The sequence below is a fragment of the Pseudorhodoferax sp. LjRoot39 genome (assembly GCF_964253035.1).
Classification (GTDB): Bacteria; Pseudomonadota; Gammaproteobacteria; order Burkholderiales; family Burkholderiaceae_C; genus Pseudorhodoferax.
The window spans coordinates 3947853-3971636 of sequence record NZ_CAXUQL020000001.1 but is presented as its reverse complement, the minus strand read 5'-3'; the positions used below and the strand labels follow the sequence as shown (position 1 = coordinate 3971636).

Genomic DNA, 23784 nt, shown 5'->3' with positions numbered 1-23784 from the left:
GTCAGCGCGTCGCGGCCACCAGGCCGCCGTCGACCACGATCTCGGTGCCGGTGACATAGCGGCTCTCGTCGGCCGCCAGGAACAGGGCCGCGTGGGCCGTGTCCCAGCCGTCGCCCATGTGCCGCATCGGCACCTGGCTGTTGCGGTGCGCGATGAAGCCCTCGGTGTCGCCCTTGGCGTACTTGGCGGCCAGGCCTTCGAGCAGCGGCGTGTGCATGAGGCCCGGCACCACGCAGTTCATGCGGATGCCATCGGCCGCGTGGATCACGGCGCTGGTGCGCGTGAAGTGCATGAGCCCGGCCTTGGCCGCCGCATAGGCCACCTGCGGCTTGCCCACGTAGCGCAGGCCGGCCACCGAGGACACGTTGACGATGGCGCCGCTGCCACGCGCCCGCATGCCGGGGATGACGTGCTTGCAGGTGAGAAAGGCGCTCTTGAGGTTCACGTCCATCTGCGCGTCCCAGACCGCCTCGTCCATGTCCACCGGCCCGCCGGGCTGCGACAGGCCGACGTTGTTGACCAGCACGTCGATGCGCCCGAAGCGCGCGATGCAGTCGGCCACGGCGCGTTCGACCTGGTCGGACTGCGTGACATCGCAGGCCGCGACCTCGGCCTCGCCGCGCTCGGCCGCGATGATCGCCTGCGTGGCCTGCGCAGCGGCCAGCTGCAGGTCGGTGCCGTACACCTGCGCGCCCTGCCGCGCGAACAGCACCGCCGTGGCGCGGCCGTTGCCCCAGCCCTCGCCCACCGCGCCGCAACCCATCACCAGCGCCACCTTGCCCTTCAGATCCAGCACATCGTCTCCTCGTTGGTCGGAAAGCGGCGATCCTAGGCAGCGGCGATCCATCGGAGAAGTTCTTTCTTTCTATCCATTCATAGAATGAAGGCATGAATGCTTCCCCGCGCCAGTTGCGCATGTTCCTGGCGCTGTCCGCGTCGCTGAACTTCAGCCGCACGGCCGAGCAGTTCTTCGTGACGCAGCCCTCGCTGAGCAAGGCCATCCGCGACCTGGAGGAGGCGCTGGGCCTCAAGCTGTTCGAGCGGACCACGCGCGCCGTGCGCCTCACGCCGGCGGGCCAGCGCCTGGTGCTGATCGCGCGCGACGTGGTCGGCGAGTTCGACGCCGGCCTGCAGCGCCTGCAGGCGCATGCCGAAGAGCAAACACGCCAGCTGCGCATCGCCTCGCTGCCTTCGCTGGCCAATGTGCTGCTGCCGGCCGCGTGCGCGGCACTGGAGCAGCGCTACGGCAGGCCGCACATCACCATCCACGACTGCAGCAATGCCGCGTCGATCCAGCAGCTGGCCCACCACCATGTCGACTTCTCGCTGGCCTCGGTCGCGCCCTCGCACCCGGAGCTGCACTACGAGGAGGTGCTGCGCGACCGCTTCGTGCTGCTGTCCGCGGGCCGCTGGCGCCGACGCGTGGGCGCCAGCAGGACACTGGACGAACTGGTGGAGCTGCCGCTGATCAGCATGACCGACGCCAGCACCGCGATGCGCTACATGGTGGCGGCCTACCTGCAGCGCGGCATGGAGTTCCGGCCGAAGATGCAGTTCGACCAGGTCGGCACCATCGCCGGCTTCGTGCGCCAGGGGCTGGGCATCGCGGTGCTGCCCTACCTGGGCATGATGCCGCTGCTGGACCTGGGCGGCATGCGGGTCTCGGAGATCAGCGACGGGCCGGTGCGCTCGGTGGGCATCGTCACGCGCCAGCATGGCGAGCCCAGCGAGATCGCACGGCAGGCCATGCAGGAGGTGCGCGCCGTTGCGCGGCAGCTGATCGCGCAGCACGCAGGGCTCGTGCTCGCGCCGGCCCGCCGCATCTACAAGGCCGCGGCCTGCGGCATCAAGCCCACGTAGCGCCCGCGCGGCCGGATCACCTGCGTCACGCCCAGCTGCTCGATGCTGTGCGCCAGCAGGCCCACGCTGCGCGCCGTGGCCATGATGCCGAAGGCCGCATCGGGCGGCAGCCCATGGTGCGCCACCAGCGCGGCCAGCGCGACATCGACGTTGGGCTGCAGGCCCGTGAGCGTGGTCACGCGTTCGATGAAGCGCGCGATCACGGGCGGTGCCTCGAAGCGCGCCAGCAGCGCGGCGCCGCGCGGGTCGCCGTCCGGATACAGGAAGTGGCCGAAGCCCGCGAACGGCTGGCCGGTGGACAGGTAATGCGCCACCACCTGCTCCTCGCCCAGCCGCTCGACCTCGGCGAACAGCGCGCGCACGCGGCCCGAGGCATCGCCGTGCAGCGGGCCTGACAGCGTGGCGAGCCCGGCCAGCAGACAGGCCGGCAGCGAGGCGCCGTTGGATGCCGCGATGCGCGCGGCGAAGGCCGAGCTCGTGAGCTCGTGGTCGAGCAGCAGCACCATGGCCGTGCGCAGCAACTCGGCCACCGCGGGCGGCTGCTTCCACCCGCGCGCCAGGCGCTGGTGCAGCGGCCCGCTCCCGGGATTGGCACCGAAAGCATCGGCCACCAGGCCCACGAGGCCCTGGCCCTCCTGGTGCAGCACGCGCGTGAGGCGTCCGCGCGTGGAGTGGCCCGAGGCCGCCAGCTGCGCCAGCGCCGTGAACGCGGCGGCACGGCCGACCGGCCCGGCGGGCCTGGCCCCGACCGAGGCGAAGTCCACCGCCTGTTCGGCTTCCCACATCCACTGCGCAGCCTCCTCCAGCGTGGCCGATTCGGCCAGCGCCACCGCGTCGCGCCCGCGGTAGTGCGGCCGCCCCTTGAAGAAGGCCGTCAGCGCCGTCGGAATGCTGGGCTCGGCACCGAACAGCGTGTTGGCCGCCAGCGTCTCGTGCTTGCGGCCGGCCTGCTTGCGCTTGGCCAGCGCCGCCACATGCTCGGCGCGGTACAGGCTGCGCCGTGTGTCGGCCGGGTCGGGCATGACCTCCAGCTTGCCGCGGCTGACGTAGGCGTACACGGTCTGCGCGCGCACACCGAGTTGGCGGCACGCCTCGTCCATCGAAATCCAGGAGGCCATGGTCGGTCGTTGTGGTGTTTATATATTGATTTTATACATCAATATTTACATTGATATCAACATAAATCTACCATGCGCCACCTTCTGCCAACCGAGCCCCGACTGCCCATGAAACCGCGTGTCCTGCAACTGAACCCGATCCTGATCTCGGCCATCAACGAGCAGTTGGCTGCGCGTTACGAGGTGCACAAGCACTTCGAACTCAAGGATCCCGAGGGCTGGCTGCGCGAGCACGGCGAGAGCATCCAGGCGGTCGCCACAGGCGGCCACACCGGCATCTCGCGCGCCATGCTGGAGCAGATGCCCCAGCTCAAGGTGGTGGCCGTGAACGGTGTCGGCACGGACGCGGTCGACCTGGCCTATTGCCGCGCGCGCGGCCTGCCCGTCACCGCCACGCTCGGCGCACTGACCGAAGACGTGGCGGATCTGGCCATCGGCCTGCTGATCGCGGCCTGTCGCAACCTCTGCGCGGGCGACCGCTTCGTGCGCGCCGGCTTGTGGGAGGAGAACCCGTCGCCCAGCGCGATCCCGCTGGCCCGCCGCTTCTCGGGCATGCGCGTGGGCATCGTCGGCCTGGGCCGCGTGGGCCGTGCCGTCGCGGTGCGCGCCGCCGCCTTCGGCTGCCCGATCGGCTACACCGACCTGCGCGCCATGGACGACGTGCCCTACAGCTTCGTGCCCAACCTGGTGGACCTGGCCCGCGGCTCCGACGCGCTGGTGCTGTGCGCCGCCGCCGACAAGGCCGAGGGCATCGTCAACGCCGCCGTGCTCGACGCGCTGGGCCCGCGCGGCTTCCTCGTCAACGTGGCGCGCGGCCGCCTCGTCAACGAAGCCGACCTGACCGAGGCCCTGGTGGCAGGCCGCATCGCGGGCGCGGGCCTGGACGTCTTCGTCGACGAGCCGCGCGTGCCGCAGGCCCTGCGCGAGCATGCGCAGGTGACGCTGCAGGCGCACCGCGCCAGCGCCACCTGGGAAACGCGCACGGCCATGGCGCAGATGGTGCTGGACAGCATCGACCAGGCCCTGGCCGGCCAGCGCCCCGCGATGAGCCTCACGACCTGAGCCTCACGACCTGAGCCCACCCCCTTGCGGAGACAACCCATGATCAAACGCCACCTTCTCATCGCGCTGGCCCTGGCCGCCGCAGCGCCCGTGTTCGCGCAGGGCTTTCCCAACAAGCCGGTCACGCTGGTCGTGCCCTTCCCGCCCGGTGGCGGCACCGACACCGGTGGCCGCGTGATCGCCGAGCAGTTGGGCCGCCGCTGGGGTCAGCCCGTGATCGTGGAGAACAAGGGCGGCGCGGCCGGCCAGATCGGCGCCGACTTCGTCGCCAAGGCCCGGCCCGACGGCTACACGCTGCTGCTGGGCAACATCGGCACGCAGGCCATCAACCCACTGCTCTACCCCAAGATGCCCTACGACGCGGACAAGGCGTTCGCGCCGGTCTCGCTCGTGGCCGAACTGCCGCTGGCCATGATGGTCAACCCGGCGGTGCCGGCCAAGACCGCGGCCGAGTTCGTTGCGCTGGCCAAGGCCAGGCCGGGCCAACTGAGCTACAGCAGCTCGGGCGCGGGCGGCGCGCCGCACCTGGCGGCCGAGATGTTCAAGGACCAGACCGGCGCCTTCATCCTGCATGTGCCCTACCGCGGCGGCGGCCCGGCCATCGCCGACCTGCTGGCCGGCCATGTGCAGCTGTCGTTCATGACGGTGCTCGAAGCCTCCGGCCACATCAAGGCCGGCAAGCTGCGCGCGCTGGCCGTCACGGGCGACAAGCGTGTCTCGGCATTCCCGGACGTCCCCACGCTGGCCGAGGGGACCATCCCCGGCTTCAACGCCATCTCGTGGATCGGCCTGCTGGCGCCAAGCGGCACGCCGCAGGAGCTGCAGGACAAGATCGCCGCCGACGTGCGCGCCGTGCTGGCCGACGAAGCCGTGAAGGCGCGCTTCGTGGCCCTGGGCGGCGTGCCGCGCGCGACGTCGCCGGCCGAGTTCGGCAAGCTGATCGCGGACGACAGGGCGCGCTACGCGCAGATCATCCGCGCCCGCAAGATCACGATCGAGTGAAATGAGCCCTCCCCCGTTTGGATTTCTCACTGCGTGTAGAAATCCCATCCCCCCCAGGGGGCGCCGCCAGCGGCCTGGCAGAGCCAGTTCCGCGGCGTCTGCTGGCATGGCCTGCTCCGCGGCCTTCGTCGGAGCAGCGGCTTGCAGGCCGGTTCTGTGCAACACGGACAGTGCGCTGCGATGAGCGTCTACGTGCTGCCGCCCGCCGCGCCGGCCACGCTCGCCGTGGCCGGCACGCCGGCCCGCTTCCCCGTCCACCGCGTGTTCTGCATCGGCCGCAACTACGCCTGGAGCCCGGACGAAGCGCGGACCGGCGAGATGCCCGCCTGGTTCATGAAGCCGGCCAGCGCCGTGGTGCCGGCCGAGGGCGCGCTGCCCTACCCGCCGCAGACCACGGAGTTCTGCCACGAGATCGAACTCGTGGTGGCCATCGGCCTGGGCGGCCGCGACATCGCTGCCGCCCAGGCCCTGCAGCACGTCTGGGGCTATGCCGCCGGCCTGGACCTCACGCGGCGCGACCTGCAGCGCGAGGCCAAGCGCGCTGGCGGCCCGTGGGAGCCGGCCAAGGCCTTCGACCATTCCGCGCCCTGCACGCCCTTGGTGCCGGCCGCCGCCATCGGCCACCCGCGCCAGGGCGCGGTCTGGCTGGCCGTCAACGGCGCGCAGCGCCAGCGCGCCGACATCGCCGATCTGCTGTGGCCCGTGACCGAGCTCGTGACCATGCTGTCGCGCTCGGTCGCGCTGCTGCCGGGCGACCTGGTCTTCACCGGCACGCCCGCGGGCGTAGGCCCACTGCAGCCGGGCGACCGCATCACGGGCGGCGTCACAGGCATCGGCGATTTCTCCATGACCGTCACTTCCGAACCGACATGAACACCACCACTCCCCGCATCGCCCTCGTCACGGGCGCTGGCAGCGGCATCGGCCGCGCCGCCGCACTGGGTCTGCTCGAAGACGGCTTCACCGTCGTGCTGGCCGGCCGCCGCGCCGAACCCCTGAACGCCCTCGTGGACCAGGCCGCCTCACGTGGCCAGGCCGCGCTGGCCGTGCCCACCGATGTGACCGACCCGGCCAGCGTGCAGGCGCTGTTCGACACCATCGAGGCCCGCTACGGCCGGCTCGACGTGGTGTTCAACAACGCCGGCGTGAACGCTCCCGCCGTGCCCATGGACGAGCTGCCGCTGGAGAAGTGGTTCGCCGTGCTCAACACCAACGTGACCGGCGTGTTCCTGTGCGCGCGCGCCGCCTTCGGCCTCATGCGCAAGCAGCGGCCGCAGGGCGGGCGCATCATCAACAACGGCTCGATCTCGGCCCACGTGCCGCGCCCGTTCACCGCCCCCTACACCGCCAGCAAGCACGCCGTGAGCGGCATCACCAAGTCGCTGGCGCTGGACGGCCGTGCCTTCAACATCGTGGCCAGCCAGATCGACATCGGCAACGCGCTGACCGAGCTGTCCGAGCGCATGACGCGCGGCGTGCTGCAGGCCAACGGCACGACCGCACCCGAGCCCATGATGGATGCGAAGCACGTGGCCGATGCGGTGCGCCACATCGCCGCGCTGCCGTTGTCGGCCAACGTGCTGAGCATGACCGTGATGGCCAGCGCCATGCCCTTCGTGGGCCGCGGCTGAGCCGGCTTTCTCAACCATCCACCGGAGACAAACGATGCAACGCAAGACCCTGATCCACACCTTCGTCGCCAGCGCCGTGCTGGCCCTGCTTCCCACACTGGCCTCGGCCCAGGCCTACCCCACGCGCGCGATCAAGATCGTCGTGCCTGCGCCGCCGGGCGGCGCCATCGACACCATCGCCCGTGTGGTGGGCGACAAGCTGGCCATCTCCATGGGCCAGCCCGTGATCGTGGACAACCGGCCCGGCGCCTCCAACAACCTGGGCACCGACGTGCTGGCCAAGTCGCCGGCCGACGGCTACACCATCGGCATCGTGGGCGGCAGCCACAACATCAACAAGTTCCTGTTCAAGAACCTGGGCTGGGACCCGGAGAAGAGCTTCGAGCCCATCGTCTACACGCACGTGGTGCCGCTGGTGTTCGCGATCTACCCGCAGATCCCGGCCAAGACCCTGCCCGAGTTCATCGCCTGGATGAAGGCCCACCCTGACCAGGCCAAGGTGGCCACCTCGGGCCGCGGCAGCGCGCAGGAGATGGCGGCCGAGATGTTCCGCATGGCGTCGGGCGCCGAGATGCTGCTGGTGCCCTACAAGGGCTCGTCGGCCGCGCACCCCGACCTGCTGGGCGGGCGCACCGCGCTGTACATCGACACCATCAGCGCCATCGCGCCGCAGGTCAAGGGCGGCAACGTGCGCGCGGTGGCCGTGTCCACGCTCAAGCGCAGCGCGGCGCTGCCCGACGTGCCCACGGCCGACGAGCAGGGCCTCAAGGGCTACGACGCCAACACCAACGGCGGCTTCCTGGCACCGGCCGGCACCCCCAAGGCCATCGTCGACAAGCTCAACGCCGAGATCAACGCGGCCTTGAAGCTGCCCGACGTGCGCAGCAAGCTCGAAGCCGCCGGCATCGAGATCCAGGGCGGCACGCCGCAGGACTATGCGGCGGTGATCAAGTCGGACCTGGCCAAGTGGGCCAAGGTCATCAAGGCGGCCAACATCCAGCCGGACTAGGAAGCCTGCCCCGCGCTGCGCTGCTTTGCGCGGCGCGACAGCATGTTGAGCATCTCCACCACCGTGGAGAAGGCCATGGCCGCGTAGATGTAGCCCTTGGGCACGTGCACGCCGAAGCCCTCGGCGATCAGCACCGCGCCGATCATCAGCAAGAAGCCCAGCGCCAGCATCACCACCGTGGGGTTCTTGTTGATGAAGTTGGCCAGCGGCTCGGCGGCCAGCAGCATCACCGTCACGGCCACCAGCACGGCGATGACCATGACCGCCAGGTTGTCCGTCATGCCCACCGCTGTCAGGATGGAGTCGATCGAGAACACCAGGTCGAGCAGGATGATCTGCACGATCACCGAGGAGAACGACAGCGCCGCGGTGCCGGCGCCCTTCTCGAACACGCTGCCCGTGGGCACCGGGTCCACGGCATGGTGGATCTCCTTGGTGGCCTTCCAGATCAGGAACAGGCCGCCGGCGATCAGGATCATGTCCTTCCACGAGAACTCGGTCTCGAAACTCGGGTTGCCGCTGGGGCCCACATCGCCCTGCCAGCCCAGGTCGAACACCGGCGCCGTGAGGCCCACCAGCCAGGCGATCATGGACAGCAGGCCGAGCCGCATGACGAGCGCCAGGCCGATGCCCAGCCGCCGCGCCCGCGCCCGCTGGGCCTCGGGCAGCTTGTTGGACAGGATGGAGATGAAGATCAGGTTGTCGATGCCCAGCACGACCTCCATGACGACCAACGCCGCGAGCGCGGCCCAGGCGGCGGGGCTGGTGAACAAGGCCTGCAGGCTTTCCATGGTGTGTTCCGGGATGCGACGCGGCATCATGCGCCGAGCCATGCGGGCACCCGCAATGGCCGGGCGCGGCCGCGGGATTTCATCGACGGACAACGCTGCTCTCGTGCTGCGCATTACGCCAACGGGCGTCGAAGAACTTGACACTCGCGGAAATGGAACCTTGTGGCGCCAGAGCCGCCGCGGCGCTGGCAGCCCCTTTCCGCTTGGATGCACACAATTGTTACGAATCTCGCCCCGTATTGGTGCGGTTTTTGCTGTTTGACTTTGCACGCTACTTTGTGTGCAAAGACGCTTCTGAATGTAACTACAAGATAACCAAAGGGAAACCAATGCATCGAACGATCAGCGCCCGTCTGGGCAACGCCACGCGCGCCCTGGCTGCCACCTGCGCCGCGACCGTCGCCTGTCTCGCCGTTCCGGCACACGCGGGCTACGTGAACATCCAGCCGATCCAGGTGTGCGACGACGCCGGCGGGAACTGCGCGAACCCGGGCCAGGAACTGTTCCTGGCGGCCACGAACAAGATCTGGGCGCAGGCCGGCCTGACCTTCAACTACCTGCCCTTCACCACCACCAACTCCAGCCAGTACCTGGGGCTGGACAACGCTGGCGAGGTCGCCGGCCTGTTCAATGCCGCCCCGGGCGCCGCCGGCAACCCGCTGACCATCAGCATGTGGTTCGTGGGCTTCCATTTCGACGCCTACGGCGAGGTCAACGACATCGGCGGCAACAAGATCGTCATCGAGGACGGCGTCTTCGCGCAGAACCGCCTGGACACCATCGCCCACGAGTTGGGCCACCTGCTGGGCCTGCTGCACGACGATCCGGGCGTGGACACGGACTACCTGATGCGCTCGGGCGACGACCGCCTGACGCCCACCGACATCGCGGACATCACGCCCGATGGCGCTGGCCTGGACAAGCTGACGGCCGAGCAGATCGCGCTGGCGCTGTCCGATGACAAGGTGATCAACGACGTGCCCGAACCCGCCTCGCAGGCGCTCGTGCTGGCCGGCCTGGGCCTGGCGGCCGTGGTGACGCGCCGCCGCAAGGGGGCGCGTGGCTGACCGACGGGTCACCCTGGTCGCGGCGATCGCCAGCCTGCTGCCGGTCGCCGTGCCCGCGCTCGACAAGAAGGTCCTGCCGCCGCCGCGTCGCAGCTTCGCTTCGCCGTCGGGCCGGTTCGAGCTGCAGTTGCGCAGTGCGCAGGCTGCCTCGGACCCGCACGTCGTGGCGGAGATGTTCCGCCTGGACACCGCGGGCCGCCACAGCCTGTGGTCGCAGCCCCTGCCGCAGCGCCTGGGGCCGGCGCTGGCGCTGGTGTCGGACGAAGGATCGACGCTGCTGTTGGACGAGTGGGTCAAGACGCCCAGCCCCTATGCGCTGATGGTGCTGGGGCCGGGCGGCGAGACCTTGGGCACACATTCCATGGCCGACATTGCGGCGGTGTCCGGCCTCCCCATTGCGGAACTGGTTGCGCGTGCCCGGTCCGGGCCCTGGATGAGCGCTGCGCCAGGACACACGGCCGAGCCGCAGCGCGTGTCGCTGCAGGCCGGCGGGGTGCAGTTGTCGATCGATCTCGCCACGGCGCGCCTCGTGCGCGCTGACGCGAGACCCTGAGCCCACGCTTGGCACCGCCATAGCCGGCGCGGCCACGGCGGATGTCGAGCCGGCCCGGCCGGCGCGTAACGCCCGCACACAGGCCTGCCGCCACACGGCGCTGAAGTGCCCCGGACACCCACCCTCCGAGAACACGCCATGTCCCCCGCGCACCTACCCGAGCAGCCGGCCGTATGCGACCGCCGCAGGCTGCTGCAGGCGGCCGCAGCCCTGGCCTGTGCCCCGACCATCGCCGCCCCGGCCGTGGACCCTTTCGCCTGGCCGCGCGCCGATGCGGCGGCCGCCAATGTCTTTGCCGGTCTCGGCGCCCAGCTCGACGAGGGCGTGCGCAGCGGCAAGTTCGCCGACCTGCATGCGGCGGTCGTCGTGCGGCGCGGCGCCATCGTGCTGGAGCGCTACTACACCGGCCTCGACGAGCGCTGGGGCCAGCCACTGGGCCATGTGGCCTTCGACGCGCGCACGCGGCACGACCTGCGCTCGGTCAGCAAGAGCATCGTGGGCCTGCTCTACGGCATCGCGCTGGCCGAAGGCAAGGTGCCGGCGCCGGACCAGCCCGTGCTCGACGCCTTCCCGGCCTACGCCGACCTGGCCGCCGAGCCGGCCCGGCGCGCCATCACCATCGCCCATGTGTTGTCCATGACCATGGGCCTGGCCTGGAACGAGGACCTGCCCTACACCGACCCGCGCAACAGCGAGATCGCGATGGAACGCAGCGCCGACCGCTACCGCTACGTGCTGTCGCAGCCCATCGTCGGCGCCCCGGGCGCGGCCTGGCGCTACAGCGGCGGCGCCACCGCCCTGCTGGGCCACTTGATCGCGCGCGGCACCGGCATGCCGCTGCTGGAGTACGCGCGCGCCAGGCTGTTCGCGCCGCTGGGCATCGAGGACGTGGAGTGGACGCCCGGCCTGAACGGCGAGGCCGCCGCGGCCTCGGGCCTGCGCATGCGCGCGCCCGACCTCGCGCGCGTGGGCCAACTGGTGCTGGACCAGGGCCGCTGGCAGGGCCGCAGCGTGGTGCCGGCCGACTGGATTGCGGCCTCGCTGACCCCGCGCACCGCCGCCTTCGAGGGCGTGCGCTACGGCTACCACTGGTACCTGGCGCGACGGCCAGATGGCGAGCCCTTCGGCACGCTGGGCATCGGGCTGGGCGGGCAGCGGCTCGTGGCCGTGCCGGGCCTGGACCTGGTGTATGTGATCTTCATGGGCAACTACTACCGCAAGGACCAGCTGGGGCCGGTGTTCGGGGTGCAAGGTCTCATCCACGGCGCCATCCGGTAGGTCGGCGTCGGCTATCGTTCGGGGTCGCACCATCCTGAAAACGGACTTCCCATGGCCATCGCTACGCTTGCCACCTGGCACCACCTGGTCTCGAAGCGCAACACCGCGGGCCTCGCCGACCTGCTCGCCGACGACGTCGTGTTCCACTCGCCCGTGGTCCACACGCCGCAGGTCGGCAAGGCGGTGACGACCCAGTACCTGTCGGCGGCCTTCCACGTCTTCTTCAACGAGAGCTTCCGCTACGTCCAGGAGACCACGGGCCCGGCCTCGGCGGTGCTGGAGTTCGAGGTGGACATCGACGGCATCGCCGTCAACGGCATCGACAGCTTCCGTTGGAATGCCGACGGCCGGATCACCGAATTCAAGGTGTTCATCCGCCCGCTCAAGGCCATCAACCTCGTTCACCAGAAGATGGCGGCGATGCTGCAGGCGCGCAAGCCTTGAAGCCGTCCATCCGCAAGCCCCGTCCCGCCGGACCGGGCCCGGCGTGCCGTACCGAAGCAGGGCCACCCCGATGGGCCTGCTGACGTCCTGGTTCGCGCCCATGCTGTACGTCCAGATCGCCCCGGAGCGGCTCAGCGTGCACAACCCCAAGTCGGGTGCGTCGTTCTCCGAGCCGCCCGAGGTGGCCATCGCCCGCGCGCCCAAGGCCGGCATCGTCGGCTTCGGCGCGGCCGCGCGCCTGCGCGCCGCGGAGCCGTCGGTGGAAATCGTCAACCCGTTCGGCCATCCCAGGTCCCTGGTGTCGGACTTCACCGTGGCCGAGCAACTGCTCAAGGCCGTGATCCGCCGGGTCGAGGGCGCATCCCTGCTGTCTCTGGCACCGCGCGTGGTCATGCACCCGCTGGGCGATCCGGCCGGCGGCTTCACGCAGGTGGAGATCCGCGCCTTCCATGAAATGGCGCTGGGCGCGGGTGCCAGCGAAGCCAGGGTCTGGCAGGGGCGCCCGTTGACCGACGAGGAATTGCTGTCCCGCCAGTTCCCCCTGGACGGGACGCTGCTCTCATGACCGGCGGATCCGCGCACTGATGGCAGCGCCGCGCTTCACCGGCACCGTGACCTCCTGGAACGACGAACGCGGCTTCGGCTTCATCCAGGCCGACCAGGGCGGGCAGGAGGTCTTCGCCCACATCAAGGCCTTCCCTGCCCGCTGCGGCCGGCCGCAGCCCCGGCAGCGCGTGAGCTTCGAGATCGAGATCGGCCGCGCGGGAAAAAAGCGCGCCAGGAACGTCGCGCTGGTGCAGGCCGTGCGCACGGCCGCGCCGCGCACACCGCGGCGCCATGACAGCCCGGCGCCATGGAGCGCGGCGAGCGCCCTGGCCATCCCGGTGTTCGCCCTGGTCTACACGGTCGTGGCCCTGCTGTGGGATGTGCCGGCCTGGGTTGCAGGGCTGTACCTGGTGGCCAGCGCCGTTTGCTTCCTGGCCTATGCCATCGACAAGTCGGCCGCCACCGCGGGCCGCTGGCGCATCGCCGAGAGCACGCTGTTGCTGCTGAGCCTGGCCGGTGGCTGGCCGGGCGCCATCGTCGCGCAGCAACTGCTGCGCCACAAGACCAGCAAGGCGTCGTTCCGTGCGGCGTTCTGGGGCAGCGTGGTGCTCAACGCCGTGGGCTTCGTCGCCCTGCACACGCCGCTGTGGCAGGCCTGGCGCGCATGAACCCGCGCGCCCGGGCCATCCGGCAGATGACGGAGCGCCTCTCGCGCGAGGCCTTCCCGCGCCTGCAGATGGCGCTGATCGTCGCGCTCACGGGCGGCTTCGGGTTGATCGCCTCGTTCGTGCTGTTGCGGCTGGGCCTGGACGCGATGGCGCTGCGCTATCCGCTCGCGCTGTGTTGCGCCTATGGGTTCTTCCTGTTCCTGGTCTGAACCGCCCCGGAATTCGCGGAGGCCCGTTGGCTTGAGTCAGGCCGACATGGCCTGCTGCTCAAGAGTTCGATAGTAGTTGGCCTCGAACTCGGCCGGTGGCACGTACCCGATGGGTTCGAGCAGGCGCTGGTGGTTGAACCAGGCCACCCATTGCAGCGTCGCCAGCTCTACCGATTCCTTGGTCTTCCACGCACTGCGCCGATGGATGACTTCGGCCTTGTACAGCCCATTGATGGTCTCGGCCAGCGCGTTGTCGTAGGAGTCGCCCTTGCTGCCCACGGAGGGCTCGATGCCGGCCTCGGCAAGCCGTTCGGTGTAGCGGATGCTGACGTACTGCGATCCGCGGTCGGAGTGGCACACAAGGGCATCTTCGCGCTGCGGACGACGGTCGTACAGCGCCTGCTCCAGTGCGCCCAACACGAAGTCCGTCCGCATGGAGCTGCTCGTGCGCCAGCCCACGATGCGCCGCGCAAACACGTCCACGACGAAGGCCACGTACAGCCAGCCTTGCCAGGTGGACACGTACGTGAAGTCCGACACCCAAAGCTGGTTGGGCCGCTGCGCGTTGAACTGGCGATTGACCCGGTCCAGCGGGCAAGGCGCTTTGGCGTCGCTGATCGTGGTGCGTGCGGCCTTGCCACGCATCACGCCGCGCAGACCCATGTGGCGCATGAGTCGTTCCACGGTGCAGCGGGCCACCGTGACGCCCTCGCGCTGCAACTGGTGCCAGACCTTGTCGGCGCCGTAGACCCGCAGGTTCGATTGCCACACGCGCTCGATCTGCGGCATCAGCACCGCATCGCGTTTCGCGCGGGCGCACAGCAGCTCGGGGTGGCGCTGGCGGGCCGCATGGCGCCGGTACGCCGACGGGGCGACCTGCAGTGCCCTGCAGATCGGCTCGACCCCGTGCGCGGCGCGATGCGCGTCGATGAACGCCTTCACGACTTCAGCCGGCGGTCGAGCTCCGCCTGGGCGAAAAACGCGCTGGCCAGCTTCAGGATCTCGTTGGCCTTGCGCAGCTCGCGGTTCTCCCTTTCAAGCTCCTTCATGCGCTGCGTCTGCGTCGTGGTCACGCCCTCGCGCTGGCCCGTGTCACGCTCTTGTTGGCGCACCCAGTTCAGCAGCGTCTGCGGCGTGCTGCCGATCTTGCCGGCAATCGACACCACCGCCGCCCACTGCGACTCGTACTCACCGCGGTGCTCGAACACCATGCGCACGGCGCGCTCGCGTACCTCGGGCGAAAACTTCACTGACTTCCTCATGGCTCCATCCTCTCAAAAGTTGGAGCCTCCTCAAAATACGGGGCGGTTCAGTCTGGCTCTGGCTGCGCACCAACGCCGCGGACTACCTGGACCTGGTGGATCTTGCGGGGCCGCTGCCACGGCTGCCGGCACGGACACCCGGCTTGCAGAGCGGTGGCGGCGGCGACTTCGGCGGCGGCGGTGCCTCGGCGGCGTTCGATGGCCCGTCCGCGGATGGCGCGCCCTTGGGCGCCCTGGGCGACGCCGCCAGCGCGGCGGCCGAGGGCGATGAACTCGCGGTTCCGCTGCTGGCCATCGCGCTGGCCGTCGGCCTGGCGCTGGCATCGCTCTACGTGGTGTACATCGCGCCGGTGCTGTTCGCCGAGGTGCTCGTGGACGGCGCGCTGTCCTATGCACTGTTCCGCCACCTGCGCGGCCAGGATCCCGCGCACTGGCTGGCCAGCACGGTGCGCCGGACCGTGCTGCCCTTCGCCGCCACGGCCGTGTTCGTGGCGCTGGTCGGTGCGGCCATGGCAGCCTACGCGCCGGGCGCGCAGTCGATCGGGCAGGTCATGGCGCACGCTGCACGGCGTTGAAGCCGGCCCGCACCGGCACGCGATTTGCGTGATGGCCGTCACCGGTCAGAATCCCGCCTGTCCCCGATGATGCGCGCCGCCCCTTTCCCTACCAGATGACTGCTGTCGGCAATGTGCTCGCGGCCACGGGTCCGATCTACCTGCTGATCCTGGCCGGCTTCCTGTGCGTGCGCCTGCGCGTGTTCGACGCCACGCAGGTGCGCGTGCTGGGCCGCTTCGCCACGCTGGTCGCGCTGCCCGCGCTGCTGCTGCGCGCGCTGGCCAGCCGGCCGCTGGGCGAGGTGCTGAGCCCGCGCTTCCTGCTGGCCTATGCGGCCGGCTCGCTCGCCGCGCTGGCGCTGGGTTTCGTCTGGGCGCGCCGCGTGCGGCGCGAAGGCGTGACCAAGGCCGCCATCATGGGCATGGGCATGTCGGGCTCCAACAGCGCCTTCGTCGGCTACCCGATCGCCTCGCAGCTGCTGGGGCCCACGGCCGGTGTGGCGCTGGCGCTCGTGATGCTGGTGGAGAACCTGCTCATGATCCCGCTGGCGCTGTCGGTCGCCGACAGCGGCGGTGGCTCGGGCAGCGTGCTGCGGCGCCTCGCGGGCCTGGCCCGTGCCATGGTGCGCAATCCGCTGGTGGTGGCGATCGCGGTGGGCATCACCGTCTCGGCGCTGGACCTGCATGTGCCGGCCGTGCTGCACCAGACCATCAACATCGTCGCGGGCAGCGCCAGCCCGCTCGCGCTGTTCGCGATCGGCGGTGCGCTGGTGGGACTCAAACCCGGCGGCATGCTGGCCGACGTGGCCACCATCACGCTGGGCAAGCTGGTGCTGCACCCGCTCATGGTGTTGCTGGCCCTCACGCTGCTGCCGCCTGGCGACAGCGAACTGGCCAAGGCCGCGCTGGTCTACGCCTGCGTGCCCATGATGAGCGTCTACGCCGTGCTGGCGCAGAAGTACCAGCTCGAAGGCCTCTGCGCGGCCGCGTTGCTGGCGGCGATGACGCTGTCCTTCCTGACGATCAACCTCTGGCTCGCCTGGATCTGAGCCTCACGCCGGTGCCGCGCCCTGCTGCGTGAAGGCCAGGGCGAGGAAGTCGACGAAGCCGCGCACCCGGGCCGAGGTCTGGTGGCGCTGCGGATAGACGGCGTAGATATCGGCATCGGGCGTGTCGTACTGCGGCAGCACCTGCACCAGCCGGCCGCTGCGCAGGTGGTGCTGCACGTCCCATTCCGCGCGCATCACGATGCCGTGGCCGTCCAGCGCCCACTTCACGGCGATCTCGCCGTCGTTGGTCGTCAGGCTGCCGCGCGTCTTCACCGCCTCGGGCCGGACGCTGCGGCCCTTGCCCTTGGCCGGCGTGAGCCGCCACACGCCATAGGCCTCCTCGCCCTGGCGGATACCGATGCAGTTGTGCGCCGTGAGGTCGTGCGGCACCTTGGGCACGCCGTGCCGCGCCAGGTAGGCCGGCGCGGCGCACAGCAGCCGGCGGTTGGCACCGAGGTTGCGCGCGATGACACGGCTGTCCGGTGGCGCGCCGAAGCGCACGCAGACGTCGTACAGGTCCTCGGTCGGTGCCGGCGGGCTGACCGACAGCTGCAGCTGCACCTGCACCTGCGGGTTCCTGCGCACGAAGCGCGAGACCAGCGGCGCCACATGGCTGCGGCCGAAGCCCAGCGTGGCGTTCACGCGCAAGAGGCCCTGCGGCGTGGCCTTGGACAGGCCCAGCAGTTCGCCCAGGCCGTCGATGTCGGCCAGGATGCGCCGCGCATGCTCCAGGTAGAGCTCGCCTTCGGGCGTGAGGCCCATGCGGCGCGTCGAGCGGTTCACCAGCAGCACGCCCAGGCGCGCCTCCATCTGCGCCAGCCGCTTGCTGACGGCCGGCAGCGTCACGCCCAGTTCGCGCGCCGCCGCGCTGAGGCTGGCCGCGCCGGCCAGGGTGGAGAAGAAGCCCAGGTCGGCGGGCTGGATGCCGTGGCCCATGGTGTTGAGTTCAAGTTAAGAATGGATTCACTTTAGCGCCGATCCAGCACCTTGGATGGTTCTTACAGTTCGTCCATCCCCAACACTGTTCCCCAAGGAGACGGACCCATGAAGACCTACAAGATCGCCACCATCCCCGGCGACGGCATCGGCAAGGAGGTCGTGCCGGCCGGCCGCGAAGTGCTCGAGGCCGTGGCGGCCGGCAGCAGCGGCTTCGCCTTCGACTTCGAGGACTTCGGCTGGGGCGGCGACTGGTTCCGCGCCCACGGCGAGATGATGCCGGCCAACGGCCTGGAGCTGCTGCGGAGCAAGGACGCCATCCTGTTCGGCTCGGCCGGCGACCCGCACATTCCCGACCACATCACGCTGTGGGGCCTGCGCCTGAAAATCTGCCAGGGCTTCGACCAGTACGCCAACGTGCGGCCCACGCGCATCCTGCGCGGCATCGACGCGCCGCTCAAGCGTTGCGGCCCGGACGACCTGGACTGGGTCATCGTGCGCGAGAACTCCGAGGGCGAGTACTCCGGCGTGGGCGGCCGCGTGCACCAGGGCCACGCGATCGAGGCCGCGACCGACGTGTCCATCATGACCCGCGTGGGCGTGGAGCGCATCCTGCGCTACGCGTTCAAGCTCGCGCAAAGCCGCCCACGCAAGCAGCTGACCGTGGTGACCAAGAGCAACGCCCAGCGCCACGCCATGGTGATGTGGGACGAGATCGCCGCCGAGGTGGCCACGGGCTTTCCCGACGTCAAGTGGGACAAGGAACTCGTGGACGCGATGACGGCCCGCATGGTCAACAAGCCCGCCACGCTGGACACCATCGTCGCCACCAATTTGCACGCCGACATCCTGTCGGACCTGGCGGCCGCGCTGGCGGGCAGCCTGGGCATCGCGCCCACCGGCAACATCGATCCCGAGCGCCGCTACCCCTCGATGTTCGAGCCCATCCACGGCTCGGCCTTCGACATCATGGGCAAGGGCCTGGCGAACCCGGTCGGCACCTTCTGGTCGGTCGTGATGCTGCTGGAACACCTGGGCGAGCACGCCGCCGCCCAGCGCGTGATGGCCGCCATCGAGCAGGTCACCGCTGACCCCCAACTGCACACGCGCGACCTCGGCGGCCAGGCCACCACGGCCCAGGTCACGCAGGCCGTCTGCGCCCTGGTGGCCGGCAGCGCCCAGCGCAAGGCCGCCTGACGCCGACGGGCCCTGTGCCCGCGCCCTTTCCGCCCGTCCCCCTGCGAAGCAGCCGCCAAGCGCTGCGGGGACGGCACTTGCCCGCTGATTCCTGGAGACACGCATGAACCGCCGCAATACGCTGGCCACGCTGGCCCTGACCCTGAGCTGTGGCCTGGCCTCGGCCGAGGCCTTCCCGACCAAGCCGATCACGCTGGTCGTGCCCTTCCCGCCCGGCGGAAGCTCCGACGCACTGGCGCGCTCGCTGACCACGCCGCTGTCGCAGGCGCTGGGCCAGCCCGTCATCGTCGAGAGCCGGCCCGGTGCCGGCGCCACCATCGGCGCGGACTTCGTCGCCAAGGCCAAGGCCGACGGCACCACGCTGCTGATGGGCGCCGTGCACCACACCATCGCCACCAGCGTCTACAAGAAGCTGCCCTACGACTTCGAGAAGAGCTTCGCGCCCATCACCACGGTGGCCGTGGTGCCCAACGTGCTGGTGGTCAACGCCAGGTCGAGCGCCACGGACGTGAAGGGACTCATCGCGCTGGCCAAGGCCGCCCCGGGCAAGATCGCCTACGGCTCCAACGGCAACGGCACGGTGCAGCACCTGATCGGCACGCAGTTCTCGGGCCTGGCGGGCGTCGAGCTCGTGCACGTGCCCTACAAGGGCAGCGCACCGCTGACGACCGATCTGCTGGGCGGGCAGATCGACCTGTCGTTCGACACGCTGACGCCGCTGGTGCAGCACATCAAGGGCGGCAAGCTGCGCGCGCTGGCGGTGACCACGGGCAAGCGCTCCAGCACGCTGCCCGATGTGCCCACGCTGGCCGAGTCCGGCATGCCGGGCTTCGACCAGGGCACCTGGTTCGGCATCCTCGCGCCGGCAGGCACGCCCAAGGACATCGTGGCCCGGCTCAACACCGAGATGGTCAGGATCATCCACTCGGCGGAGTTCAGGAAGCGCATGGAGGAGATCGGCGCCGAGCCCGTGGGCGACACGGCCGAGCAGATGGCCGCGCGCATCAAGGACGACACGGCCAGGTACGCCAGGCTGGTGAAGGATGCGAAGGTGGCGATCGAGTGAGATGCGGCGCGCGGCGGCCTGCGCCGGTGCTGCGGCGCAGGCGTGTGCCGGCTCAGGCGCCGCGCATGGCCGCGCGCAGGCACGCCACGAACGCCTGCGCCGCCGGTGACAGCGAGCGCCCGCGCTTGGTCACGATGGACACGTTGCGCGACACCACCGGCTCGTGCAGCTTGCGCACCACGAGCCCGCGCGCCGCAGGCTCGCGCGCATAGCCGGACGGCATGAGCGACGGCCCCAGGCCGCTGGCCGTCATCCACAGGGCGGTCGACAGGAAGGTCACCTCGTTCACCACGTCGAGCTGGATGCCCGCCTGCGCCGCAGCGCCGTCCACCAGGGGGCGGATGCCGTAGCCGGGCCGCACCGTGATGAGTCCGTGCCCGCGCAGCTGCCCCCAGCGCACGGTGCGCAGCCGTGCCAGCGGATGGTCGGTGCGGCACACCAGCGCCAGGTGGTCGGCGACGAGCACCTCGGTGTCCACGTCGGTCGCCGCGCGCTCCGGTGCACCCACGCCGAAGTCCGCATGGCCTGCCAGCACGCGCGCGACGAACTGGTCGGGTGCGCAGTCGTCCACCTGCACGCGCACCTGCGGGTGCGCCTGGCCGAAGCGTTCCACGGCCACGGGCATCACCAGTTCGGCCAGCGTCGGCGTGATGGCCACGCAGACCCTGCCGCTGCGCAATGCCGTCAGGTCGCGCAGCCCGGCCCCGAACTGGTCGACGTCGCGCAGGATGCGCTCGGCCACCGCGACGGCGTCGGCCGCGGCCTGGGTCGGCTGCAGCGCGCGCGTGGTGCGGTCGAACAGCCTGCAGCCCAGGCCCTGCTCCATCTCGCGCAGCATGACGCTCACCGCCGACTGCGTCACATGCAGGTGCTCGGCCGCCGCGCCCAGCTTGCGCAGCTGGTAGATGGCCACGAAGGCGCGGATCTGCCGCAGTGTGGGCGTGAAGCGTTGATTCATGAAGGATCCACAAGAATCGTTCGGAATGTTTCGATTTACGCAAGTCTAGCCCCGCGCTCCAATGCGCCCACGACAAGACTGGAGACATCCGATGGACCCCACCTCCCACCAGCGCCATCCGGCGTCCATGGCCTTGAAGCGTCCACCCGCAGGCGCGGACCCGGCGGACGCGCGGGGCGCGCCACGCCGGCAGCCTGCCCGGTGCCGGCATGCGCTGCAGACTGTCCCGCCCGCCGGCGCCACCGTGCGGCGCATGCTCGCTGTCCTGGCCGTCGCGCTGGGCGCCGTCCTGGGGGGCCCCGCTGCCGCGCAGGGCGACTACCCCAGCAAGCCCATCCGCGTGGTCGTGACCTTCCCGCCCGGCGGCAGCACGGACGTGGTCGTGCGCATGCTGGTGCCGCGGCTGAACGACAGGCTCGGCCAGCAGTTCATCGTCGACAACCGGCCCGGCGCGGGCGGCAACATCGGCCTGTCGCTCGTGGCCAAGGCGCCGGCCGATGGCTACACGCTGGGCGTGGGCGCGGCCGGCGCGCTGTCGGCCAACAGCAGCCTGTACGCGCAAATGCCGTTCGACGTGCAGAAGGACTTCCAGCCGGTCGCCATGCTGGCCGCCATCCCGTTCGTGCTGATCGGCCACCCCTCGGTGCCGGCCAGGACGCTGCCCGAGCTGATCGCGCTGGCCAAGGCGCGGCCGGGCACGCTGTCGATCGCGCACGGGGGCAACGGCACGGCGATGCACCTGTCGGCCGCGCTGCTCGCGCAGTTGGCCGGGCTCCAGCTCGTCGAGGTGCCCTACAAGGGTTCGGGCCCCGCCGCCATGGACACGCTGGCGGGGCAGGTGCCGCTGGCCGTGGTGGACCTGCCGTCGGCACTGCAGCAGATCCAGGCCGGCAGACTCACCGCGTTCGCCGTCACCAGCCCGCAGCGCCTGCCGCAGCTGCCCCAGGTTCCGACGGTCGCCGAGGCCGGCGTGCCGGGCTACGACTCCACGGGCTGGTTCGGCATGGTCGCGCCCGCGGGCATGTCCGCCGCCAGCGTGGCCAGGCTCAATGCGGCGATCAACGAGGCGCTGGGCGACCCGCAGGTCCGCAGCAGCATCCGCAACCTGGGCGTCGAACCCGCGCCCGGCACACCCGAGGCCTTCGGGCGCTACATCGCCACCGAGACCAGCAAATGGTCCCGGGTGATCCGCCAGGCCAACATCCGCATCGAATGAACGACGCATGACACAAGAGATCGCAACCGACATCGCCATCGTGGGCGCCGGCCCCGTGGGCCTGACGCTGGCCATGGACCTGCAAAGCCGCGGCGCGCGCGTCACGCTGGTGGAGACGCGCCACTACGCCGAGCCGCCGAACGTGAAGTGCAACCACGTCGCGGCCCGCACGATGGAGCGCTTTCGCCGGCTCGGCGTGGCCGGCAAGCTGCGCGACGCAGGCCTGCCCGCCGACTACCCGAACGACGTGGCGTTCGCCACCAGCGTCTGCGGCCAGGAGCTCACCCGCATCCCGATTCCCGGCCGGGCGGAGCGCTACACCGCGCAGGGCGGCCCCGACACCTGGTGGCCCACGCCGGAGCCGCCGCACCGCATCAACCAGCTGTACCTGGAGCCCATCCTGCTGGAGCACACGGCCACGCTGCCCGGCGTGACGCTGCTCAACCGCATGCAGGCGCTGGAGCTCGTCCAGGACGCCGACGGCGTGACGCTGTCGGCTCGGCACCTGGACACCGGCGAGCCCGTGCGCATCCGCGCCCGCTATGCGGTGGGCTGCGACGGCGGCAGCTCGATGGTGCGCAAGGGCATAGGCGCGAAGCTGGAGGGCACGGCGGTGATCCAGCGCGTGCAGTCCACCTACATCCGCGCGCCGCAACTGCGCGCCATGCTGCCGGGCAAGCCGGCCTGGTCCTGGTATGCGGTCAACCCGCGGCGCTGCGGCACGGTGTTCGCCATCGACGGCAAGTCCACCTGGCTGGTGCACAACCACCTCAACCCGAACGAGCCGGAGTTCGACTCGGTCGACCGCGACTGGTCGATCCGCCAGATCCTGGGCGTGGATGCGGATTTCGCCTACGAGGTGATCAGCAAGGAGGACTGGGTCGGCCGCCGGCTCGTGGCCACGCGCTTTCGGGACCGCCGCGTGTTCATCGCGGGCGATGCCGCGCACCTGTGGGTGCCGTATGCGGGCTATGGCATGAACGCCGGCATCGCCGACGCGCTGAACCTGTCCTGGCTGCTCGGCGCGCAGCTGCAGGGCTGGGGCGACGCGGCCATGCTGGACGCCTACGAGGCCGAGCGCCAACCCATCACCGAGCAGGTCTCGCGCTTCGCGATGGACCATGCGCAGAAGATGATCCAGGCGCGCCGCGCGGTGCCGCCGGACATCGAGGAGGACAGCGCGCACGGCGCGCAACTGCGCGCGGAGGTCGGCCGCGAGGCCTATGCACTGAACGTCCAGCAGTTCTGCTGCGCCGGACTGAACTTCGGCTACTTCTACAGCGGCTCGCCCATCGTCGCCGCCGATGCGGAGGAACCACCGGCCTACAGCATGGGCAGCTTCACGCCCTCCACCGTGCCGGGCTGCCGCGCACCGCACTTCTGGTTGGCGGACGGGCGCTCGCTGTACGACGCGTTCGGCCAGGGCTACACGCTGCTGCGCTTCGACACCGGGGTGGACCTGACTGCGCTGCAGCAGGCGGCCGCAGCGCGCGGCATGCCGCTGGCCGTGCTGGATCTGGCCGGCGTGCAGCCGCCCGAAGGCTACCGCCACGCCCTGGTGCTGTGCCGGGAAGACCAGCATGTGGCCTGGCGCAGCAACGCGGCGCCTGTCGATCCGCAGGCGCTGGTCGCGCGGCTGTGCGGCGCTGCGCGCTGACAGCGGGCGCCCCGGCGCCGCCGGCGCTCAATAGCCCACGGTGAAGCGCTGGCGCGCGTGCTGCGGCCGCTCGATCTCGTCGGCCAGCGCGATGGCGAAGTCTTCCATCGAGATGTGGCTGTTGCCCTGGGCATCGGCCAGCAGCTGGTCGCCACCCAGGCGGAACTTGCCGGTGCGCTCGCCCGGCGCGAACAGGGCCGAGGGCGACAGGAAGGTCCAGTCCAGGTCTTTCTCCCCACGCAGCGCCTGCAGGAACACGCGGCCTGCGCCGGCCTCGGCCTTGTACGCGTCCGGGAACTGCGGCGTGTCGATCAGCGCCACGCCGGGCGCGACCTCCAGGCTGCCGGCGCCGCCGACCACGGCGATGCGCGGCACGCCGGCTTGTTTCGCGGCCGCGACCAGCGTGGCCGCATCGATGCCGCCCACGAAGCGCGTGCTGCTCACGACCACATCGTGGCCCTCGAGCAGCGGCGCCAGCGTGGCGGCCTGCGTGGCGTCGGCGGCGACCAGCGTGAGGCCGGGACGCGCCGTGGCCTTGGACGGATCGCGTGCGATGCCGGTCACGCTGTGGCCGCGCGCCAGCAGTTCATGGGCGATGCGGGAACCGGCGTTGCCGGTGATGCCGAGGATGGCGATCTTGGACATGGTGTG

The 23784-nt window shown here is 70.6% G+C and carries 26 protein-coding genes and 1 other annotated feature; of the genes, 19 read left to right on the top strand and 7 right to left on the bottom strand.

Annotation, left to right across the window (positions count from 1 at the left end):
* Position 1: 1 nt before the first annotated feature.
* Positions 2-796 (bottom strand): SDR family NAD(P)-dependent oxidoreductase, encoded by a 795-nt coding sequence (locus ACSQ4M_RS18500; protein WP_436190888.1) that lies wholly within the window; start codon positions 794-796, stop codon positions 2-4.
* Between the two features lie 92 nt (positions 797-888).
* Here ACSQ4M_RS18500 and ACSQ4M_RS18495 point away from each other — a divergent pair, with 92 nt between their 5' ends.
* Positions 889-1860 carry a LysR family transcriptional regulator gene (locus tag ACSQ4M_RS18495; RefSeq protein WP_436190887.1) on the top strand — a complete coding sequence of 324 codons (972 nt, stop codon included), beginning with the start codon at positions 889-891 and terminating at the stop codon, positions 1858-1860.
* Here the strand turns inward: ACSQ4M_RS18495 and ACSQ4M_RS18490 are convergent.
* Positions 1824-2978 (bottom strand): citrate/2-methylcitrate synthase, encoded by a 1155-nt coding sequence (locus ACSQ4M_RS18490; RefSeq protein WP_436190886.1) that lies wholly within the window; start codon positions 2976-2978, stop codon positions 1824-1826. The genes ACSQ4M_RS18495 and ACSQ4M_RS18490 overlap by 37 nt on opposite strands.
* A 108-nt stretch (positions 2979-3086) precedes the next feature.
* On the opposite strand from ACSQ4M_RS18490, the gene ACSQ4M_RS18485 reads away from it, so the two are divergent.
* From ACSQ4M_RS18485 to ACSQ4M_RS18465, 5 genes are all read left to right on the top strand, one after another.
* A complete protein-coding gene (locus tag ACSQ4M_RS18485; protein ID WP_436190885.1) occupies positions 3087-4040 on the top strand; it encodes a 2-hydroxyacid dehydrogenase in 954 nt (317 codons plus the stop codon).
* 39 nt (positions 4041-4079) lie between these two features.
* Entirely contained in the window at positions 4080-5042 is a 963-nt protein-coding gene (locus tag ACSQ4M_RS18480; protein WP_436190884.1) for a tripartite tricarboxylate transporter substrate binding protein, read from the top strand.
* 180 nt (positions 5043-5222) lie between these two features.
* Positions 5223-5915, top strand: coding sequence for a fumarylacetoacetate hydrolase family protein (locus ACSQ4M_RS18475; RefSeq protein WP_436190883.1), 693 nt, complete (start codon positions 5223-5225; stop codon positions 5913-5915).
* Positions 5912-6673: an SDR family oxidoreductase gene (locus ACSQ4M_RS18470; RefSeq protein ID WP_436190882.1), complete on the top strand. Its 762-nt coding sequence runs from the start codon at positions 5912-5914 to the stop codon at positions 6671-6673. The genes ACSQ4M_RS18475 and ACSQ4M_RS18470 overlap by 4 nt, the downstream gene beginning before the upstream one ends.
* A 34-nt stretch (positions 6674-6707) precedes the next feature.
* On the top strand, positions 6708-7682 hold the full coding sequence (locus tag ACSQ4M_RS18465; protein WP_436190881.1) for a Bug family tripartite tricarboxylate transporter substrate binding protein: 975 nt from the start codon (positions 6708-6710) through the stop codon (positions 7680-7682).
* Here ACSQ4M_RS18465 and ACSQ4M_RS18460 read toward each other — a convergent pair.
* On the bottom strand, positions 7679-8473 hold the full coding sequence (locus ACSQ4M_RS18460; RefSeq protein WP_436190880.1) for a TerC family protein: 795 nt from the start codon (positions 8471-8473) through the stop codon (positions 7679-7681). The two genes, ACSQ4M_RS18465 and ACSQ4M_RS18460, sit on opposite strands and share 4 nt — an antisense overlap.
* Positions 8474-8802: 329 nt before the next feature.
* On the opposite strand from ACSQ4M_RS18460, the gene ACSQ4M_RS18455 reads away from it, so the two are divergent.
* The 7 genes from ACSQ4M_RS18455 to ACSQ4M_RS18425 all read left to right on the top strand — a co-directional run bounded on the left by ACSQ4M_RS18455 (position 8803) and on the right by ACSQ4M_RS18425 (position 13238).
* A complete protein-coding gene (locus ACSQ4M_RS18455; RefSeq protein WP_436190879.1) occupies positions 8803-9540 on the top strand; it encodes a PEP-CTERM sorting domain-containing protein in 738 nt (245 codons plus the stop codon).
* Positions 9533-10093, top strand: coding sequence for a hypothetical protein (locus ACSQ4M_RS18450; RefSeq protein ID WP_436190878.1), 561 nt, complete (start codon positions 9533-9535; stop codon positions 10091-10093). The genes ACSQ4M_RS18455 and ACSQ4M_RS18450 overlap by 8 nt, the downstream gene beginning before the upstream one ends.
* A gap of 138 nt (positions 10094-10231) precedes the next feature.
* Positions 10232-11371 (top strand): serine hydrolase domain-containing protein, encoded by a 1140-nt coding sequence (locus ACSQ4M_RS18445; protein ID WP_436190877.1) that lies wholly within the window; start codon positions 10232-10234, stop codon positions 11369-11371.
* A gap of 51 nt (positions 11372-11422) precedes the next feature.
* Positions 11423-11815, top strand: coding sequence for a nuclear transport factor 2 family protein (locus ACSQ4M_RS18440; protein WP_436190876.1), 393 nt, complete (start codon positions 11423-11425; stop codon positions 11813-11815).
* A 70-nt stretch (positions 11816-11885) separates the two neighbouring features.
* Complete coding sequence (locus ACSQ4M_RS18435; protein WP_436190875.1) at positions 11886-12380, top strand: rod shape-determining protein; 495 nt, start codon at positions 11886-11888, stop codon at positions 12378-12380.
* A 19-nt stretch (positions 12381-12399) separates the two neighbouring features.
* Positions 12400-13029 (top strand): DUF1294 domain-containing protein, encoded by a 630-nt coding sequence (locus ACSQ4M_RS18430; protein WP_436190874.1) that lies wholly within the window; start codon positions 12400-12402, stop codon positions 13027-13029.
* Positions 13026-13238, top strand: coding sequence for a hypothetical protein (locus ACSQ4M_RS18425; RefSeq protein WP_436190873.1), 213 nt, complete (start codon positions 13026-13028; stop codon positions 13236-13238). Before ACSQ4M_RS18430 ends, ACSQ4M_RS18425 begins: the two co-directional genes overlap by 4 nt.
* A 36-nt stretch (positions 13239-13274) precedes the next feature.
* On the opposite strand, the gene ACSQ4M_RS18420 is transcribed toward ACSQ4M_RS18425, so the two are convergent.
* Positions 13275-14500, bottom strand: a protein-coding gene (locus ACSQ4M_RS18420) for an IS3 family transposase (RefSeq protein WP_157086564.1) whose coding sequence is annotated in 2 segments (ribosomal slippage) — positions 13275-14212 and positions 14212-14500 — 1227 coding nt in all. Because the reading frame shifts where the segments join, the coding sequence is not laid out codon by codon here.
* Positions 14106-14222 (bottom strand) — a sequence feature (AL1L pseudoknot). It overlaps the preceding gene by 117 nt.
* Positions 14501-14643: 143 nt before the next feature.
* On the opposite strand from ACSQ4M_RS18420, the gene ACSQ4M_RS18415 reads away from it, so the two are divergent.
* Together ACSQ4M_RS18415 and ACSQ4M_RS18410 are read left to right on the top strand one after the other, a co-directional pair.
* Positions 14644-15075, top strand: coding sequence for a hypothetical protein (locus ACSQ4M_RS18415; RefSeq protein ID WP_436190872.1), 432 nt, complete (start codon positions 14644-14646; stop codon positions 15073-15075).
* A gap of 95 nt (positions 15076-15170) precedes the next feature.
* Positions 15171-16103 (top strand): AEC family transporter, encoded by a 933-nt coding sequence (locus ACSQ4M_RS18410; protein ID WP_436190871.1) that lies wholly within the window; start codon positions 15171-15173, stop codon positions 16101-16103.
* 3 nt (positions 16104-16106) lie between these two features.
* On the opposite strand, the gene ACSQ4M_RS18405 is transcribed toward ACSQ4M_RS18410, so the two are convergent.
* Positions 16107-17039, bottom strand: coding sequence for a LysR substrate-binding domain-containing protein (locus ACSQ4M_RS18405; RefSeq protein WP_436190870.1), 933 nt, complete (start codon positions 17037-17039; stop codon positions 16107-16109).
* Positions 17040-17147: 108 nt separating this feature from the next.
* Between ACSQ4M_RS18405 and ACSQ4M_RS18400 the strand changes: the two genes are divergently transcribed.
* Together ACSQ4M_RS18400 and ACSQ4M_RS18395 are read left to right on the top strand one after the other, a co-directional pair.
* Positions 17148-18236 (top strand): tartrate dehydrogenase, encoded by a 1089-nt coding sequence (locus ACSQ4M_RS18400; RefSeq protein WP_436190869.1) that lies wholly within the window; start codon positions 17148-17150, stop codon positions 18234-18236.
* A 103-nt stretch (positions 18237-18339) separates the two neighbouring features.
* Positions 18340-19302: a Bug family tripartite tricarboxylate transporter substrate binding protein gene (locus ACSQ4M_RS18395; RefSeq protein ID WP_436190868.1), complete on the top strand. Its 963-nt coding sequence runs from the start codon at positions 18340-18342 to the stop codon at positions 19300-19302.
* 52 nt (positions 19303-19354) lie between these two features.
* Here ACSQ4M_RS18395 and ACSQ4M_RS18390 read toward each other — a convergent pair whose 3' ends face one another.
* Entirely contained in the window at positions 19355-20260 is a 906-nt protein-coding gene (locus ACSQ4M_RS18390) for a LysR family transcriptional regulator (protein ID WP_436190867.1), read from the bottom strand.
* Positions 20261-20351: 91 nt separating this feature from the next.
* Here ACSQ4M_RS18390 and ACSQ4M_RS18385 point away from each other — a divergent pair, with 91 nt between their 5' ends.
* A complete protein-coding gene (locus ACSQ4M_RS18385) occupies positions 20352-21476 on the top strand; it encodes a Bug family tripartite tricarboxylate transporter substrate binding protein (RefSeq protein ID WP_436190866.1) in 1125 nt (374 codons plus the stop codon).
* 7 nt (positions 21477-21483) lie between these two features.
* Complete coding sequence (locus tag ACSQ4M_RS18380) at positions 21484-23133, top strand: FAD-dependent oxidoreductase (RefSeq protein WP_436190865.1); 1650 nt, start codon at positions 21484-21486, stop codon at positions 23131-23133.
* A gap of 27 nt (positions 23134-23160) precedes the next feature.
* On the opposite strand, the gene ACSQ4M_RS18375 is transcribed toward ACSQ4M_RS18380, so the two are convergent.
* Complete coding sequence (locus ACSQ4M_RS18375) at positions 23161-23778, bottom strand: NAD(P)-dependent oxidoreductase (RefSeq protein WP_436190864.1); 618 nt, start codon at positions 23776-23778, stop codon at positions 23161-23163.
* Positions 23779-23784 lie beyond the last annotated feature (6 nt).